Annotated in this window: 14 protein-coding genes; all 14 read right to left on the bottom strand. The window is 38.8% G+C overall.

Going from position 1 to position 18327, the window contains the following annotated elements; genetic code table 11:
- Positions 1–183: 183 nt before the first annotated feature.
- A complete protein-coding gene (locus VPHSUH08_RS02870; RefSeq protein ID WP_004698561.1) occupies positions 184–1569 on the bottom strand; it encodes a nucleobase:cation symporter-2 family protein in 1386 nt (461 codons plus the stop codon).
- Between the two features lie 145 nt (positions 1570–1714).
- Complete coding sequence (xdh, locus tag VPHSUH08_RS02875) at positions 1715–4264, bottom strand: selenium-dependent xanthine dehydrogenase (RefSeq protein WP_105086673.1); 2550 nt, start codon at positions 4262–4264, stop codon at positions 1715–1717.
- 17 nt (positions 4265–4281) lie between these two features.
- Positions 4282–5631, bottom strand: coding sequence for a dihydropyrimidinase (hydA, locus tag VPHSUH08_RS02880; RefSeq protein WP_105086674.1), 1350 nt, complete (start codon positions 5629–5631; stop codon positions 4282–4284).
- Positions 5628–7319, bottom strand: a complete 1692-nt coding sequence (locus VPHSUH08_RS02885) for a selenate reductase (protein ID WP_105086675.1) — start codon at positions 7317–7319, stop codon at positions 5628–5630. Before VPHSUH08_RS02885 ends, hydA begins: the two co-directional genes overlap by 4 nt.
- A 28-nt stretch (positions 7320–7347) precedes the next feature.
- A complete protein-coding gene (ssnA, locus tag VPHSUH08_RS02890; RefSeq protein WP_105086676.1) occupies positions 7348–8676 on the bottom strand; it encodes a putative aminohydrolase SsnA in 1329 nt (442 codons plus the stop codon).
- 54 nt (positions 8677–8730) lie between these two features.
- Positions 8731–9666 (bottom strand): carbamate kinase, encoded by a 936-nt coding sequence (gene arcC, locus VPHSUH08_RS02895; RefSeq protein WP_004696535.1) that lies wholly within the window; start codon positions 9664–9666, stop codon positions 8731–8733.
- 68 nt (positions 9667–9734) lie between these two features.
- Positions 9735–10928 (bottom strand): knotted carbamoyltransferase YgeW, encoded by a 1194-nt coding sequence (gene ygeW, locus VPHSUH08_RS02900; RefSeq protein ID WP_105086677.1) that lies wholly within the window; start codon positions 10926–10928, stop codon positions 9735–9737.
- Between the two features lie 152 nt (positions 10929–11080).
- Entirely contained in the window at positions 11081–12391 is a 1311-nt protein-coding gene (locus tag VPHSUH08_RS02905; RefSeq protein ID WP_105086678.1) for a YgeY family selenium metabolism-linked hydrolase, read from the bottom strand.
- 12 nt (positions 12392–12403) lie between these two features.
- Complete coding sequence (gene dpaL, locus VPHSUH08_RS02910) at positions 12404–13615, bottom strand: diaminopropionate ammonia-lyase (protein WP_012864621.1); 1212 nt, start codon at positions 13613–13615, stop codon at positions 12404–12406.
- A 9-nt stretch (positions 13616–13624) separates the two neighbouring features.
- Positions 13625–14257, bottom strand: a complete 633-nt coding sequence (locus VPHSUH08_RS02915) for a transcriptional regulator (RefSeq protein WP_012864622.1) — start codon at positions 14255–14257, stop codon at positions 13625–13627.
- A gap of 398 nt (positions 14258–14655) precedes the next feature.
- Positions 14656–15075: a flavodoxin gene (locus VPHSUH08_RS02920; RefSeq protein WP_004696544.1), complete on the bottom strand. Its 420-nt coding sequence runs from the start codon at positions 15073–15075 to the stop codon at positions 14656–14658.
- A gap of 10 nt (positions 15076–15085) precedes the next feature.
- Positions 15086–15673 (bottom strand): DUF3793 family protein, encoded by a 588-nt coding sequence (locus VPHSUH08_RS02925; protein WP_008601461.1) that lies wholly within the window; start codon positions 15671–15673, stop codon positions 15086–15088.
- Between the two features lie 104 nt (positions 15674–15777).
- Positions 15778–16410: a hypothetical protein gene (locus VPHSUH08_RS02930; RefSeq protein WP_004698726.1), complete on the bottom strand. Its 633-nt coding sequence runs from the start codon at positions 16408–16410 to the stop codon at positions 15778–15780.
- Between the two features lie 190 nt (positions 16411–16600).
- Positions 16601–18289, bottom strand: a complete 1689-nt coding sequence (locus tag VPHSUH08_RS02935) for a glutamine--tRNA ligase/YqeY domain fusion protein (RefSeq protein ID WP_105086679.1) — start codon at positions 18287–18289, stop codon at positions 16601–16603.
- Between the last annotated feature and the right edge of the window lie 38 nt (positions 18290–18327).

Consider the following 18327-nt stretch of genomic DNA (forward strand, 5'->3'; position numbering starts at 1 on the left):
TATTATTTAATTATATACCAAAGTAGTATACGATTCCATAAAAAAAGACCTCACTCCAAATCAGAGTGAGATCTTTTTAACAAACAAAAACATATATATTGATGTTTTACCTATACTAACAAGGTTTCTACTGTGAGAGACAATACATATAATCGCATGAGAGTAAACTCGTCTAACTATATCTTATTGGTAGAAATGTTTAGGATAACCTTTGAATCGTGTGAAGTGGCGATATTTACGAGTCGCACGATTAGGTTCGTTAACAGTTTTATAACCAAAACCATTAAACATTACATTTAAAATAACAGCTACTATACTACCAGCTGTGATACCAGATTTCAAAAGAATTTGAGCCCATGCTGGAAAGTGTGTATAGAATTGAGGTGCTGCAAGAGGAATCATGGATACCCCAATACTAATGGCAACTAGCATCAGGTTATAGTTACCATCGAAACTAACTTTACCAAGAGAACGAATCCCACTGGCGATAATCATGCCGAACATAGCAATCCCTGCGCCCCCTAGTACAGCATTTGGAATACAAGCTACGATAGCGGCTAATTTAGGGAAAAGGCCTAATAAAATTAAAATTACACCAGATGCTGCTACAACGAAACGACTCTTAACACGTGTTACAGCAATAAGACCTACGTTTTGAGCAAATGCTGTATACGGAAAACTATTAAGGATACCACCAATAATAGTAGACAAGCCATCCGCGCGAAGTACCGCAGCCAATTCATTTTGACCAATAGGTTTATCTACAATTTCACCTACCGCAATACTATCACCAGTTGTTTCTACCATAACTACGAGCATTACAATAATCATAGATACAATAGAAGCAAAGTCAAAGGTTGGAAGACCAAAATAGAATGGTGTTACAACAGAAATCCATTGAGAACGTCCTACCTCTGAAAAATCTGTAATACCAACAATCATAGCTAAGGCTGTACCAAGAATAAGGCCAACTAAGATTGCCAAATTACCAAGGAAACCTTTACCAAATCGATAAGTTAATATAACGAGAACAAATGTAGCTACACCAAGAGCTATGTATAGTGGATCGCCAAAGTTTTTATTGCCTACGCCACCCCCCATCCAGTTAACAGCTACTGGCATCAAGTTGATACCAATAATAGTAATGATAGTACCTGTTACTACAGGTGGGAATAGCCGAATCAAACGACTGAAAAATGGTGCCACAAGGAATGTAAAGAGACCAGCTACGATAATCGCACCGTAAATCGTATTGATATCATGCTGTTGACCAATCATAATCATAGGGCCTACAGAAGCAAATGTAACACCTTGAATAAGAGGAATACGCCCGCCAACAGGTCCGAATCCTAATGTTTGAATCAATGTAGCTACACCACATGTAAATAAGTCAGCTGTAATCAAACGAATTAAATCTTCAATTGGCAAATGCATAGCTTGTGCAATAATAATTGGTACAGCTACTGCCCCAGCATACATAGCCAGAACGTGCTGTAAACCATAAGCGAATAACTGCGGGATTGGCAGCATACCATCTACATGGTCGACACCAGATGCACCTTTACTCATAAGAATCACCTCATATCTTACGTTTTAGTTACTAGTTAAACAATATAGTCATACTATCGTACATGATAGAGTTTAGAAATCTCATCGACTTCACGTGGGAACCTTGATGGCTAGGGGCAAAAGCCCCTACCATTAAGCAAATATTCTATTTTTTATAACCTGTATGTTTAATCGGCAAGGACCTACGTGGTTCTCCGTCGATACGACGATACGCATTTGCAATAGCCGGTGCAATCGGAATGCTAGAGATTTCGCCAATACCTTTAGCTCCGTATGCATATTGTTCTGGTGTCCCTTTTTCGATAAGACTTACATGAATTGGAGGACATTGGGTAGCTCTAAGAAGTCCTAGCGTACCGTATTTAGATGTTACATACCCTTCTTTATAAGGGAAGTCTTCTGTAACTGCATAACCCATTCCCATAATGGCGCCACCTTCGGCCTGACCCGTACAGGATTGAGGGTTCACTACACGACCTACATCGTATGCTACATGTAAATTAGCAATCTTATTGTCTTCACCAATTGTTGCTACACATGCACCATAACCATAGGCAACGTGATTTTTTGGATGCGATTTATCAGAATTAAATGGATCTGTTTCACCGAGGAACTCTTCATAAATCTCTACGCCATTCAGTTCTTCTAATGTTTTAGTATTTAACATTTCTTTTAAGCGAAGACTTGCTTTGCGCGTTGCTTCACCGGTAAAGAGTGTTTGGCGAGATGCAGTAGTTGTACCAGAATCTGGTGTGCGTACTGTATCAGGACGTTCTACAAATACTTTATCCGCCGTTAAGCCTGTTGTTTCACAAAGTACTTGTGTTGCCATAGTAGCCATGCCTTGACCAATACAAGCAGCACCCGTACGAATACGAACTTTACCATCACGTACTTCTAAAATAACACGACCCGTATCAGGTAGTCCTACACCAATACCACTATTTTTCAAACATACCGCAAGACCAGTACGATCAGAGGCATAATATGCATCTTTTACAGCTTCCAAACATTCTACTAAAGCGGTTTCTTTGGAACAAATTTGGCCGTTTGGTAATGAGTCACCAGGGCGTACAACATTTTTATAGCGGAATTCCCAAGGATCCATGCCTACCAACGCAGCTAATTCATCAATATTTTGCTCTTGACCAAAGATAGTTTGTGTTACGCCAAACCCACGGAATGCACCACCAGGAACAGTATTTGTATAAACACATACACCATCAAAGGCAAAATTATCAAAGTGATAAGGGCCACAAGAATGAGTACCAGCACGTTGAAGTACAGGACCACCTAAAGATGCATACGCGCCACAATTAGAAACGATATTTACCTTACTTGCTACCAGATTACCTTCTGCATCACAAGCTGTTGTAATATCCATTTCCATCGCATGACGTTTAGTATGGATATTAAGACTTTCTTGACGAGAGAATAGAACCTTAGTTGGTTTACCTGTAAGCCAAGCTACGAGAGATGCATGATGCTGTACGGTCATATCCTCTTTACCACCAAAGCCACCACCTACGAGCATGCTATGAACCTTTACAGATTCATTTGGAATGCCAAGCATACGAGCAACTTCACGCCGATCATCATAAACATTTTGGCTACCTGAATACAGATGAATTTCGTCTCCCTCACGATATGCAACGGCACATTCTGGTTCCATAAATGCATGGTCGGTTTGAGGCGTGGAATAATGATTTGTTACTACAAAAGCAGCCTCTGCAATAGCCTTATCTACATCGCCACGAGATAATGTTTGACGAGATAATACATTTCCGTCTGGATGTAACTGAGGAGCATCTGGTTTTAGTGCTTCCAATGGATCTAGTACGGGTTCTAATTCAGTATAATCAACTTCAACTAGAGCCAATACTTCGTCTAAATATTTCTTTTCTGTAGTTGCAACAAGTGCAACTGCATCGCCTACATAACGTGTAATATCACCTTCTGCGATAAGTACATCCCAATCCGGCACTAAATGACCAGTCTTATTGAATGGTACATCCTTAGCGGTCAATGCCGTTACACACGCTGGATGTTCAAGAGCTTTAGATACATCAACACGATCAACTCTAGCTCGTGGGTATTTAGAACGCAATGCTTTGGCATAAATCATGCCATCCATATAGATATCATCAGCATATTGTCCAGTACCTAATGCTTTTTCCTCAGCATCTACACGGTGTAAACGAGCGCCTACATTACCATTTGTATCCTTTTCTGGAACTGGTAAGTTCTCACGGAACATTTTTGCAGCTAACATAATGCCCTCTTCAATTTTTACATAGCCTGTACAACGGCAAATATTACCTAATATCGCCTTTTTAACATCGTCAGGTGTAGGGTCATTATTTTCGTCAATCAATACTTTTGCACTAATAATCATACCTGGTATACAGAAACCACACTGCACCGCTCCGCATTCACCAAAAGCATAGGTGTATACAGCTTTTTCCCTATCAGTTAATCCCTCAATCGTTACAATTGATTTGCCATCTAATTGGGATAATTTACTAACACAAGCTTTTGCCTTTTTCCCGTCTATAATTACTGTACACGTACCACATGCACCAGCACTACAACCTTCTTTAGTGCCCGTCAACTTTAAATCAGCTCGCAAGAAATCAATTAAACGTTGATCCTCTTGAACCTCATATTGGGTGCCATTCACTTGAAAGCGGTACATATATAGCCCTCCTCTCATTAAGGAATACATTCACCAAGATATGATTCTGTTAAGGATCCATCTTGTACCACATGGTGACCTCTAAGGATAACATCTCGAACCTTGCCAGTTACAGATATTCCTTCGTAAGGTATATAGTCAGCCTTTGTATGGGCGGACTCTTTTGAAAGCACATGTTCTATATGCTTATCTACAATTGTTATATCCCCATCACTACCTACAGCTAATGTACCCTTCTTGGGATACATGCCATATAGCTTTGCTGGGTTTTCACTAACTAATTTCATAAAATCTACAGCGCTCATATTGCATTGGTTAACCAACACATCATAAGCAATGATACCCCGTTCTTCGGCTCCAGGAATACCTCCAGGAATTCGGGTAAAGTCATACCGACTCTTTAATTTTTGATCATTAAAGGTAAAGCTACAATGGTCGGAACCAATGGTTTGAAAAACACCATTTACTAGTGCATCCTTCAATGCCATTTGATCTCGTATCGTTCTAAGTGGAGGACTCATCACAAATTTAACCCCTTCAAAATCAGGTAATTTATATCGTGATTCATCAAGCACCAAATACTGTGGACATGTTTCACAAGTGACTTGATGTCCTAATGCCCGCTCACGTAGAACTTCATCTACACCTTCTTTAGAACTTACATGCACAATATGCACGGGATACTCTAATGCAGCACCAATTGTACTAAATCGCTTAATCGCTTCCGATTCAATCATGGCCGGTCTTGTGAGTGGATGATTGTCTACATCTAATTCACCACGTTTACGTTTATCTGCTACAAAGGCATCGATAAGATCACCGTTTTCACAGTGAGCCCCTACAAGCGCCCCCGTTGGTTTTATAGCTTCAATAGCATCATAAATTTCTCGATCTGTTAAACGGAAGCCATACGCTAGGTACACTTTAAAAGACGATACACCAGCTTCTACAACCTTTGGTATTTCATGAGATACCTCTTCATTCATTTCTACAAGCTCCATATGGAATTTGTAGTCACAGGAGCAATGCCCTAAGGCACGCTCCTTGTGAACTTCTAAACCTTTACAAAGGGATCCTTCCTCAGGAGAAGCAAAGTTAATAATTGATGTTGTCCCACCAAGAATAGCGGCTTTTGTACCACTATCAAAATCATCCGCAGTAGACGCTAATGCATTTGTCATCTGAAAGTGTGTATGAGGATCTATGAATCCTGGGAACACATAACAACCTTTTGCATCAATTACTTTAGCCCCGTCTGGAACAGGAATGTGTTCATCGATGGCGACAATTTTGTCGCTATCAATTAGTAAATCTCCGGTAAGGATTCGATCAGTTAAGACCAAGTCCCCTTGTTGTATGATAATCATGATACATAGTACACATGCTCTTTACAGAAGGCATGTACAACTCCTTTCAATTCTTCAGGTAATGCATCAATGTCACATACGGCTTCTTCACCTTTAAAGCGATAACCACAGCTAGTACCTTTGATGTAGAAACCATCATTTGTACTATCTGCTAAAGCTTCAGCATTGTGGAAGAATGTAATGCGATCCTTGTATGGTTGACAAGGTTCTACGCAATGACATGCACAGTTACCACACTCATTACAGCTTTGATCAACATGGACGATCAATTTAGCATCATTTACAGTAACGACTTCATTACATCTATTAGGACATACGCGAACACAAGCACCACACACTACGCGGCAGTGGTAGTCAGAGCTATGTGTACCAGGGAAGGATGGCATTGCTTCGCGTTTTTTCTTCATAGCATCGCTCTTCTTGAAGATTTTGTTCTCAGCGATGTCTTTAGCGAGTTTAGCTATAAGTTCTTTATGAACTTTTAAAGCAGCATTGTAATCAGTAGATTCCACTTCGTCTGCTAAGCCTTTGAAAGTATTGTAACCTTCACCTTGTAGAAGAATTGTACATACTGTTACAGGCCAAATACCACAATCAAAGATAGCTTTGATATTTTGTTTTACAGCACCACCACTATAAGACATAGGTAAACGTTCGCCAAATTGAGCACTTAGGAGCTCAGCCACACCAATTGTTACAGGTAACAAGGATTTACCAGACATATACATTTGCTCGCCTGGCAATTCATTGTTGTGAATTTGTACAGGGAATGTATTTGTCAATTTAACACCGAAAATCTTATTGTGTTTTTCACCAAGAGCGATAAGACGCTCTAACATCGGAACAGCTTTGTCAAATTGAAGGTCAACTTCAAACTGGTGATCTTCAAAGTCAATGTACTCAAAGCCAGCGTTATCCAATAATTCTCTAATGCGTTTTGGACCTAACAATGTAGGGTTGCATTTTAAGTATAGGTGAAGACCTTTTTCACTGATAAGGTAAGAACAAATGGATTCGATTTCTTCTGCTGGACAACCGTGCATTGTGGACAATGTGATTGCTTGACAAAGTTCATCACCAATGGAGTTGATGAAATCAGCATCGATATGTTCAAATTCATCTACGTGGTCAAGGCACCATTGTTTGCAAGTATCCCACATTGGAGATTGAGATGCACTGCGCATTGTGTTGATGAATTTATCAACCATAGGGCTCTTGATACCAGCCAAGTTGTAGCCAACACTCATGATGAATAAGAATCCATCTGGATCGCCTAATCCTAATTCTTTAGAGATTAATTTTAATGCGAACCAAGCTTTAATGTATTCATCAGCAGCTTCATCACAGCTATATTCAGAAGACCATTCTACATTATATGCTTCATCTACAGAGTAGATACAAGGTCTAGGAATACCTAGTTCTTCACCGTACATGATTTGTACGGTTTTTAATTCAATGCAACGAGCACCAGCTACATAAGATGCCACAATATTTTGTGCCAACTGTGTATTAGGACCAGCTGCTGGACCTACAGGATTTTCAATGGATTTACCAAAGATAGATAAGCGTTGATCATGATTCGTACGATGAATTTTATTTACATTGTAAATGCGATTGTACATCTTGTACTCAGTTATAATGTGGTTCATCAAATTTCCGAAACTTACCGGATACATAATGTCACTCATAATGTCACACTCCTTTAAAGCGCTTGCGTTATGGGTTTAGTCGTTTCCATAAACCTTTAGATGTTGCTAAAACTTCGTCCATTACTTCAGCTTTATCAATGCCTTGTAATTTACGATCAATCATGCGTAGTACACCATCACTAATAGTTGTTACCACATACATACCATTAGCACCGAATAGTAAGTGACCATTGATGTTGTTTTCATCAAGTGGTGTTGGTGCTGCGTAATCAAGAACAATTACGTCAGCTGCGGCACCTTTTTTAAGGATGCCTACCGTAGTATCGAAGAATTCATTAGCCATTTTGCGGTTGTTTTCAAATAGCATATAAGGTACTTCTCCCCAGCCTACATATGGTTTATGTTGCTCATGTTTCACAAGACAATTCGCTACTTTATAAGATTCGAGCATATCATTTGTATAACCATCTGTACCAAGACCAACAGTGATTCCTGCATCTAATAGTTTCAAGATATCTGTCGTGCCTACTGCATTACCCATGTTACTTTCTGGGTTATGTACGACCTTAGCTTGAGATTTTTTCAATAATGCCACATCTTCGTCAGTTACGTGTACACAGTGACCAGCGATGCTCTTAGGGCCTAAAATACCTGCCTCTACGAGACGTCTAACAGGTGTCATCCCATACTTTTCTTTACTATCTGCCACATCTTCAGGACCTTCTGCAACATGAACATGATATCCCAACTGATCCTCATTATGAGCTTTCACATAATCTAATGTTTCCGTGCTCAATGTGAAAGATGCATGCAAGCCCATCATCGCCGCCAGTCTGGATGGATCTTGTTTTGCTTCTTTACCAAAACGTACGTTTTCTGCAACAGCGGCTTTCATTTGGTCTACGCCATTGCGGTCGGATACTTCATAGCATAAACATGAGCGAACGCCGAATTGTTTAGCTACATCTGCAATGATGGATAAGCTGTTAGGAACTTCACCATAACTTGCATGGTGGTCAAAAATAGTAGTTACACCATTTTCGATACAGCCTAAATACGTAAGTAATGCACTTGCTTTTACATCTGGAGCCGTCAATTTATTATCTAAGTAGAACCAAAGTCCTTCCAAGATTTCACCGAAGTTAGTCGGTGCTGGACCTGGCAACGATAAGCCTCGTGCAAGAGCGGAGTAAATATGATGATGTGCATTAATGAAACCTGGCATAATTAGGCCACCATGAGCATCAATAATTTCTGCGTTTGCATAAGCTTTGCATAATTCATCATATTTACCAATATCAACAATTTGAGTCCCGTCGATAGCAACAGCACCATCATAAATGATAGGTCTATCAGCGTCGCGAGTAATAACAGTACCTTTTCCTAATATAATCATGTGGGCACCTCCTCAACGATTCGTTGAAATGCATACTTATAAACTTATATATTATTATAATACGATACGTGTGCCTGTTTTTCCTGCTATACCATCTTTAGATTTCTCTAATAATGTGATAATTGAGACACGGCCTTTTTTGGATTCTGCAAATGCTATAGCGGCTTCTACCTTTGGTTTCATCGAGCCTTCTGCAAACTCACCAGCTGATACATATTCTTTAGCTTGTGTAACGGTTATTTCATCAAGCCATTTTTCATTTTCTTTACCAAAGTTAATAGCAACCTTTTCAACAGCTGTTAAAATAACGAGAACATCAGCATCAATTTCTTGGGCCAATAAACTACTAGTCCAGTCTTTATCGATAACAGCAGCTGCACCATGAAGTTCATTGCCTTCTTTAGTTACTGGGATACCTCCCCCGCCACAAGCAACAATTAATTGTTTACCTACTAAACCTTTAATTGCTTCTAGTTCAATGATTTCTTTTGGTGCTGGAGATGCCACCACACGACGATAACCACGACCCGCATCTTCTTTTACCACATAATCGTAATTCTTTTCTGCGTATTCAGCTTCTTCCTGAGTCATAAAATGACCAATTGGTTTTGTAGGATTTTGAAAAGCTGGGTCATTTTGATCAACAAGTACTTGTGTAACCATAGTCATTGTTGGCAAATCTTTAATACCACGATTTAAGAGCTCTTCGTGAAGAGCATTTTGTAAGTCATAACCAATATAAGCTTGGCTCATTGCTACACATACAGATAATGGAGTGTTTGGTTGACCTTCTACTTCACGAGTCAATGCAGCCATCGCATTGTTGATCATACCAATTTGAGGTCCATTACCATGTGTTACCACTACATCACAATCAGCTTCTACTAAATCAATAATTGTTTTAGCTGTACTTTTTACAGCAATTTTCTGTTCTGGTAAGGAATTGCCTAATGCATTTCCCCCTAATGCTACTACAACTCTCTTTTTCATGTTATGCCTCATAACAAACTATTAAGAATAAAAGGAGCCATCAATACGGATGGCCCCTAAACTTTACTTTACGGTTGAACTCGTTCGGTTCCCTTCCGTTCTAATTCTTTTAAGGTTTCTACAGGATTTTTAAATTTGCTAAGGAAAATCATAGCTGCAATAACATATGGTTTGTAGCTTGCTTCCTTATAAAGAGGTATGCGATAGCGATCAAATACTGTTGCATCTACTTCGCCTTCTTCACAACTTACACCTGTAATATCTGCTGGTAAGCAATGTAAGTAAAGAGCTTTGCCGTCCTTTGTGAGACTCATCATCTCTTCCGTACATGCCCAATCTTTATGTTTACCATTTTCTTCAAGAAGAACTTTTTCTAATGCTTTAATACCTTCATGATCATTTTCACCATACAGTTTTGTACGTTTTTCCATTGCACCGAATGGAGCCCAGCTCTTAGGATATACGATGTCTGCATCTTTGAAAGCATCCTTCATGTCGTTAGTTCTACGGAATGAACCGCCGCTAGCTTCAGCTTGTTTCTTAGCGATTTCTTCAACTTCCGGCATTACTTCATACCCTTCTGGATGGGCTAATACAACTTCCATACCGAGACGAGTGAATAAACCAATAGCACCTTGAGGTACGGATAAAGGTTTACCATAAGATGGGGAGTATGCCCAAGTCATAGCAATCTTTTTGCCTTTAAGGTTTTCTACACCGCCGAATTCTTTGATGATATGAGCTGTATCAGCCATGATTTGTGTAGGATGGTCGATATCACATTGGAGGTTTACAAGTGTTGGGCGTTGCTCTAGTACACCATCTTCGTGACCTTCTTTAACTGCATCGGAAACTTGATGCATATAAGCATTACCTTTACCGATATACATATCATCACGAATACCAATAACATCTGCCATAAAGGAAATCATATTAGCTGTTTCACGAACTGTTTCACCGTGAGCGATTTGAGATTTTCCTTCATCTAAATCTTGAACTTCAAGACCTAGCAAATTACAAGCGGAAGCAAAGGAGAAACGAGTTCTTGTAGAGTTATCGCGGAATAAGGAAATGCCAAGACCACTGTCAAATACTTTAGTGGAGATATTGCGTTCTCTAAGAGCACGTAATGCATCAGCTACTGCCCAAACACCTTTTAATTCGTCATCAGATTTTTCCCAAGTTAGGAAGAAATCTTCGCCGTACATTTTACTAACGTCTAATTTTTGTAAAGTTTCAATACTTTTATTGAAGTCTGTCATCTGTAAGTCCTCTCTTTCAATTCCCTAAAGGGCTACTTAGGATCTAACTTTATACGATGCCTCATCAAATAGTGAGGCACTATATGAAATTCTAAATATCAACTATTTCCAGTTATTCCGTTTATATTAAATCTAATTCAATGTATGTGATATTAATTTTTGCAATATACGGATGGTAATAATGCATATACAGCAGCACATGTTACAAGATCTTGTTTCCATGTAATTTCGTTAGGTGCATGTGCTTGTGCTTCTGCACCAGGACCGAAGCCAATGCATGGAATGCCATTACGGCCCATGATAGATACACCATTTGTGGAGAATGTCCATTTATCAGTTAATGGGCGAGCTTTACGCATTTCAACTGTATCTTCTGCACCAATACGTTCATTGCCATATAAGCTAGTGTATGCTTCTTCCAAAGCTTCTGTTACTTTATGATCTTTAGGAATTACCCATGTTGGGAAGTAGCATTCGATTGGATAGGTTAAACCAGTCCAAGATGGACGAGCATATTCGTACATGGATACTTTCGCACCATATTCTTTAACATGTGGCAACGCTTCGATTTCTGCCAAACAACTTTGCCAAGTTTCACCAGCAGTCATACGACGATCCAAGGAAATAGCACAGGAGTCAGCTACTGCACAACGGCTTGGAGAAGTATAGAAAATTTGGGAAGTAGTTACTGTACCGCGACCTAAGAAGCGAGCTTCTTCGTAATGGTCAGGGTTGAATTTAGGGTCAAGCATTTTAACAAGACCTTTAATTGCTGTGCTTTCATCGGCAGAATTAGCATTCAAATCACGAATGTCTTGAAGAATATCTGCCATTTTATAGATAGCGTTGTCACCGCGTTCCGGCGCAGAACCATGGCAAGATACGCCTTGTACGTCTACGCGGATTTCCATGCGACCACGTTGACCGCGGTAGATACCGCCATCAGTTGGCTCAGTGGATACTACGAATTCAGGACGGATATTGCGTTCTTTAATCATGTATTCCCAGCAAAGGCCATCGCAGTCCTCTTCTTGTACGGTGCCTACAACAAGTACACGATATTTATCACTTAGAAGTCCTAAATCTTTCATAATCTTAGCGCCGTATACAGCGGATACAATACCACCCAATTGATCAGATACGCCACGGCCACCAATTTTAGTTTCGTCTTCGAAACCATCATATGGATCAAAATCCCAATTGTCACGATTGCCAATACCAACTGTATCAATATGTCCATCAAAAGCAATGAGAGTTTTCCCTGTGCCCATATATCCGAGAATATTCCCCATAGGATCTACTTCAACTTCATCGAATCCTAGGTTTTTCATTTCTTGTTCTATACGTTTTACATGATCTTTTTCTTCAGCACTTTCTCCTGGAAATGCTACGATCTCACGTAAAAACTTTGTCATCGCTGGGCCATAAGTTGCCGCTGCTTGTTTAATTGCTTGTAAATCCATAATTAATGCCTCCTAACGATCTTCACCATACCACATAATGTTTTTATATCTTTCAGGATCCGTATCACCTTCAGTGGAGAAACAGAGTACCTTTGAAGACGCATCTAATTCTAACTCTTTTCGTAAGTCTTCATATTCCGGCATCGTCATAATTGCCATTACAAGACCTAATGGAACTGCACCAGACTCACCAGTAGTAATTGGAGTATCGCCTTTAATTGGTGCACCACCAACGCGCATGCCTAAACGTGCCACCCAGTCAGGCGCAGAAACGAATACATCTGCATGATTTCTTAAAATATCCCAAGAAACCGTGTTCGGTTCACCACAAGCTAAACCTGCCATGATTGTTTCTAAATCACCTTCTACGATACGAGGTTTACCATCATCAGCTACAGCTCCTTTGTATAAACAAGCTGCTGCTGCCGCTTCTACAACCACTAATTTAGGTTTTTTAGCCACATTGCTGTATAGATTAGTGAAGTAACCCACTACAGAACCGGCAAGGGAACCTACACCAGCTTGTACAAATACATGTGTAGGAACTTTACAATTATCAGCTTCTAATTGATTTGCTGTTTCCATAGCCATTGTGCCATAGCCTTGCATAATCCAGTTTGGAATTTCTTCATAACCTTCCCATGCAGTATCTTGAACTACAACACCGTTAGGAACTTCTTTAGACTTTTTAGTTGCTAAGCGTACACACTCATCGTAATTGAAGTCTTCGATTGTTACGGTAGCGCCTTCATTTTCGATTTGTTTTCTGCGGTATTCTGTAGAGCCCTTTGGCATAAATACTACAGATTTTTGACCTAATTTATTGGCTGCCCATGCTACACCGCGACCGTGGTTACCATCAGTTGCAGTAAAGAATGTAGCTTGACCAAACTCTTCTTTTAATTTTGCAGATGTTAATACATCATATGGTACATCCTCAACAGCTTTACCAGTTTGTTGCGCCACATATTTTGCCATCGCATAGGAACCGCCTAATACCTTAAATGCATTAAGGCCAAATCGGTAAGATTCATCTTTTACAAAGAGTGCATCAACACCGATATAAGACGCTAAATTCTTAAGCGATACAAGTGGAGTAATGCTATATTGTGGAAAACTTTCATGAAACGCTTTAGCTTTCTTAACCTCTCTAACATCCATAACGGACAAAAACTTGTCACTTGATGGTGCCATCGTATTACGCTTCCACTGAATTCGTTCCATATTTGCCTCCTAGGATTCTTCCTTTATAGTATTTAAATCACTATAAAGAGTAAACTTAGAAATATTAAAATACTCTGCTATCTTCTCAGAAGACTTCGAGATAAGAAAAGCCCCTTTTTCGTTTAAGTAGGTTATAGCTTTTAAGCGTTCCACCTTATTCATCAATGGTCCTGGTTTACCAACTATACGTTCTATATCTAGTAATAAATCATCTAATAGCTCCGATACACTTGTCGTAATTTTTTCAACAGATCCTGCATCTTCCTGACCTGTATTGACCAGACTATCCAAAAGTCGATGCATCAAAACAAACTCTGTTATATCTTGGTTAATCCCCAACAAGTATGCTATACGACCTGTATCATCACGAATATACATGGTAGAAGATTTTAATATTCGGCCATCTTTAGTTTTTGTGAGATAACCAAATCTACCCTCGCTACCATCGTCATGACTCAGCACATCTAAAACCACATGCGATGGACCATCACCAACATGTCGATTAGTTATAGTTCCATTCTCAATATATACAAGAGACGAATTGATATCCCCTTTTAAATCATGAATCAATACTTCACAGGATGGGCCAAATTGCGCCGCTAATCCATGGGCTATGACTTTTATTCGCTCTAATGTACTCATTGAAATAACCCCTCTTCCAATGTCATTAATTAACCTTTCCAATTTAAATTACGCCAGCCCGATTAATAGCTAATATAAAATTAACCCTAACTATTTTTGTATTAACCTAAATTTTTGTTAGGTTCTTTAACTAAATTATAGGACTATGTGTACAAAAATGCAATATAATTATGCATTAAAGTTATTTATAATTATACGCTTATATACACGAATAGAGATAAAGATAAATAAATATTATGATTTTCATCACATTTACTTAATGATATTAAAATTTTTAATGACCTATGCTTCATCCTATCAATCATAAATACATACAAAAAAGGCTGTAATAACGACTTATCGTCATTACAGCCTTTTTATTATTAACTATTAGTATTTATTTAGTAGTTGAAATCAAATTAAGCATTTGCTAATGTTTTACCTAATTCTTGGCATTGTGCATTACCATCATCATCAGGTTCGCCCAAGATTGCTACGCCATCAGCCACTAATTCGCCACCAGCATCTTTAATTCGAGTGCCCCAGTCTTCCAACCAAGTGCCACCCCAACCATAGGAGCCAAAGATCGCTATTTTTTTACCACTCAACTTGCCTTCTAGTTCAGTGTAGAATGGTTCAAATTCGCCTTCTTCTAATTGTTCTGCACCCATATCAGCACAGCCAAGAGCTAATTTTTCATAAGCTGCTGCTTCATCAACAGATACTTCAGAAACGGATTTTACTTCAACTTCTTGACCTGCAGCTTTAATACCTTCAGCTACTTCATAAGCCATGCGTTCTGTATTGCCTGTACCGGACCAAAAAATTACACCAATCATCTTGTACCTCCTAGGCCGTTCTTGCGACCAATGAACTAAATGTTTTTCCCAACATCAATTGAGTTTGACAAAATTCACGACATGCTTTGTAACACAAGAAAGAGCGTTGCGCATTTACCACATCATGGTAAACCTTCCACTCTCCGCACATTCGGTATCCTCCACCACGATAAGAAATAAAACATTTCACATCCTTTAATGGGTAACCTAAAAAAATGCCGATTTCATGTGGAAACTCAATGCTTACTTCCATACGATATCTAAGATGTTCAAGCATCTCCATAATGCTCATTTGATCATGATAACCGTAGGCTTTCAAAAATAACATCACCGCAGGTTGGCGTACATAGTCTCTTAATTGCTTCTCACGGAATACCAATAATAGTCTTCGCGCTTTACAACGACATAATTCAAAGAAGAACAATCCTTTTTCATTGAACGCTTTATTATACTCTATCAATACAAATTGGATTTGTTCATTCATGTCCCGTGGAATAGAAACCAAGTTCGATAGCTTAATACCTCGAATTGCCGGTGCACAATGATATCCAATGATATGGTCAATTGAATTCATCATAATAGTACCTGCCTGTTGCACATCGTTAGAATTACCTCTAATGAGAATAATTCCTATAGGCTCATAGTACTCTTGATGAGAAAAATTGTCAAGAATAATTGATATATATTTTCAATAATTATTTATTATTTGGTATGTAATAAACCTTTAACTTTAGGGAATACAACACTATCATTAGCTTCATCAACAGCGATTAAATGAGCATTTGGTCCTGTATATTTATCTTCAGAAATACTAATATGTAATATCTCATTATAAGAATTATTATTAGCTACACTTTTATATTTCAATGTACCTTCATAGGCATTGCCTTGTTTTACTAATGGATTTATTACCGTAAAAGTGCCAAGCGCAGGGCTCTCACCCTTGTTAATAGCAGCGGCCAATGCACCAATTGAGGAAGAATCTGTATTCATATGTTTTGCTTCACTCATACGACCAGATAATTGTTTACCTAATACAACATTAGCATAAACAGCATATCGCATTTCGTTTTCTGTTTTAATATTTAATGTATATACATCTGCAGAAGATACACCTGCTTCAAGAAGTACAGATTTAACGTCTTGTTTCCCTTCCCCTGCAAATAATGCTTTAGGATTGTTTTGATACATAGTAACACCTTCAGGCAATTTAACACCTTGATATGTTACAGTTTGACTTCTATTTAAAATGGACTTGATATTTGCTGCAGAACCAGTAGCTGGCACAGATGCCAACACAGCCGCTGCCGTAGCAAGTAATACTAATTTCTTCATGTTTTTCCTCATCAAAGCTTTAATATAATAAGCTAGCAATACAACATCTAGAGATTAAAGCCAAACAATGGCTTAGGCTATTCTAAATATCTATTGTCATTAAAGTATTTATAGTAATAACCCAGTGTTAAAGAACCGCCCACCAAGGAGCGGTTCTTTAACATTATAGTAATATAAAATAAGCGTTATATTATTTCTTTTGTGCCTTAGCCCAACTATCGCGTAAACCAACAATACGGTTCATCACAATATGGTCTGAAGTACTGTCTTTATCAGTTACAAAGTAACCTTGACGCAAGAATTGGAAATGATCACCTGGTACAGTATTAGCAAGACATGCTTCCCCTTTACTATGGAATACTTGTAAGGAGTCATGGTTGAAATCGCCCAAGAAGTCTTTACCATCCGAATCTTCTTTAAGTAAATAATCATATAAGCGAGATTCAATATCTACTGCAGTAGATGCTTCAACCCAGTGCAATGTCCCTTTTACCTTACGAGTGCAACCGCTACCACTCTTAGTTTCTGGATCATATGTACAGTGTATTTCTGTAATATTGCCATTTTCATCTTTAATAACATCAGTACATGTAATGAAGTATGCACCTTTTAAGCGTACTTCTTTACCTGGTGCCAAGCGGAAAAATTTCTTAACTGGTTCTTCCATAAAGTCATTGCGTTCAATGTAGATTTCACGACCGAATACAACTTCACGGTTACCCAACTCTTCATTTTCTGGATTGTTTTCAACTGTGCAAAGTTCAGTTTGACCTTCTGGATAGTTCGTAATAACAACTTTCACAGGATCAATAACTACCATAGGGCGTGTAGCTTTGAGTTTCAAATCTTCACGGATACAGAACTCAAGCAAAGCAATATCAACAACGCTATCCGCCTTCGCTACACCAATGCGATCACAGAAATCACGAATAGATTCCGGTGTATAACCACGGCGGCGCAAACCTGAAATTGTCGGCATACGGGGATCATCCCAACCAGCTACAAGGCCTGCCTCAACAAGAGCACGCAATTTACGTTTGGACATAACCATTTTAGTTACATTCAAGCGAGCAAACTCAATTTGTTGAGGAATTTCAGTATCATCCCATTCCTCTAACACCCAATCATATAATGGCCGGTGAACTTCAAATTCCAATGTACAAATAGAATGCGTAATGCGTTCAATAGCATCTTCAATAGGATGGGCAAAATCATACATAGGGTAAATTTTCCACTCATTACCCGTATTATGATGCTCTGTATTTACAATACGATAAATAACAGGATCACGCATTACGATATTAGGATGCGCCATATCGATTTTTGCACGCAATACCTTTTCCCCATCTTTATACTTGCCAGCCTTCATTTCTTCGAAGAGTGCCAAGTTTTCTTCTACACTACGCTCACGGTATGGACTATTGACACCAGGAGTAGAGAAATCGCCGCGATTTTGTTTAATTTCATCTGCACTTTGATCATCTACATAAGCCTTGCCAAGGGTGATTAATTTCTTAGCATACTCATACATTTGGTCAAAATAATCAGATGCATAGCGTGGTTGTTCATTCCAATCAAATCCAAGCCATTTAACGTCTTCCATGATGGAGTTTACATATTCGACATCTTCTTTTACAGGATTTGTATCATCAAAGCGAAGATTTGTTAAGCCATTGTATTGTTTACCAATACCAAAGTTGAGGCAAATAGATTTAGCATGTCCAATATGCAAGTAACCATTTGGTTCTGGTGGAAAGCGAGTCAATACACGGCCACCGTATTTGCCAGTTTCGTTATCTTTGTTGATAATAGCTTCAATAAAGTTAACAGATACAACTTCTTCAGGAGCTACATCTTTTTCAATGTCTTTATGTTCCAACGTTCTTACCTCCATAGGAAAAATATTCTTTTATTTTA

This window comes from Veillonella sp. S13054-11 (genome assembly GCF_002959795.1).
GTDB lineage: Bacteria > Bacillota > Negativicutes > Veillonellales > Veillonellaceae > Veillonella > Veillonella parvula_E.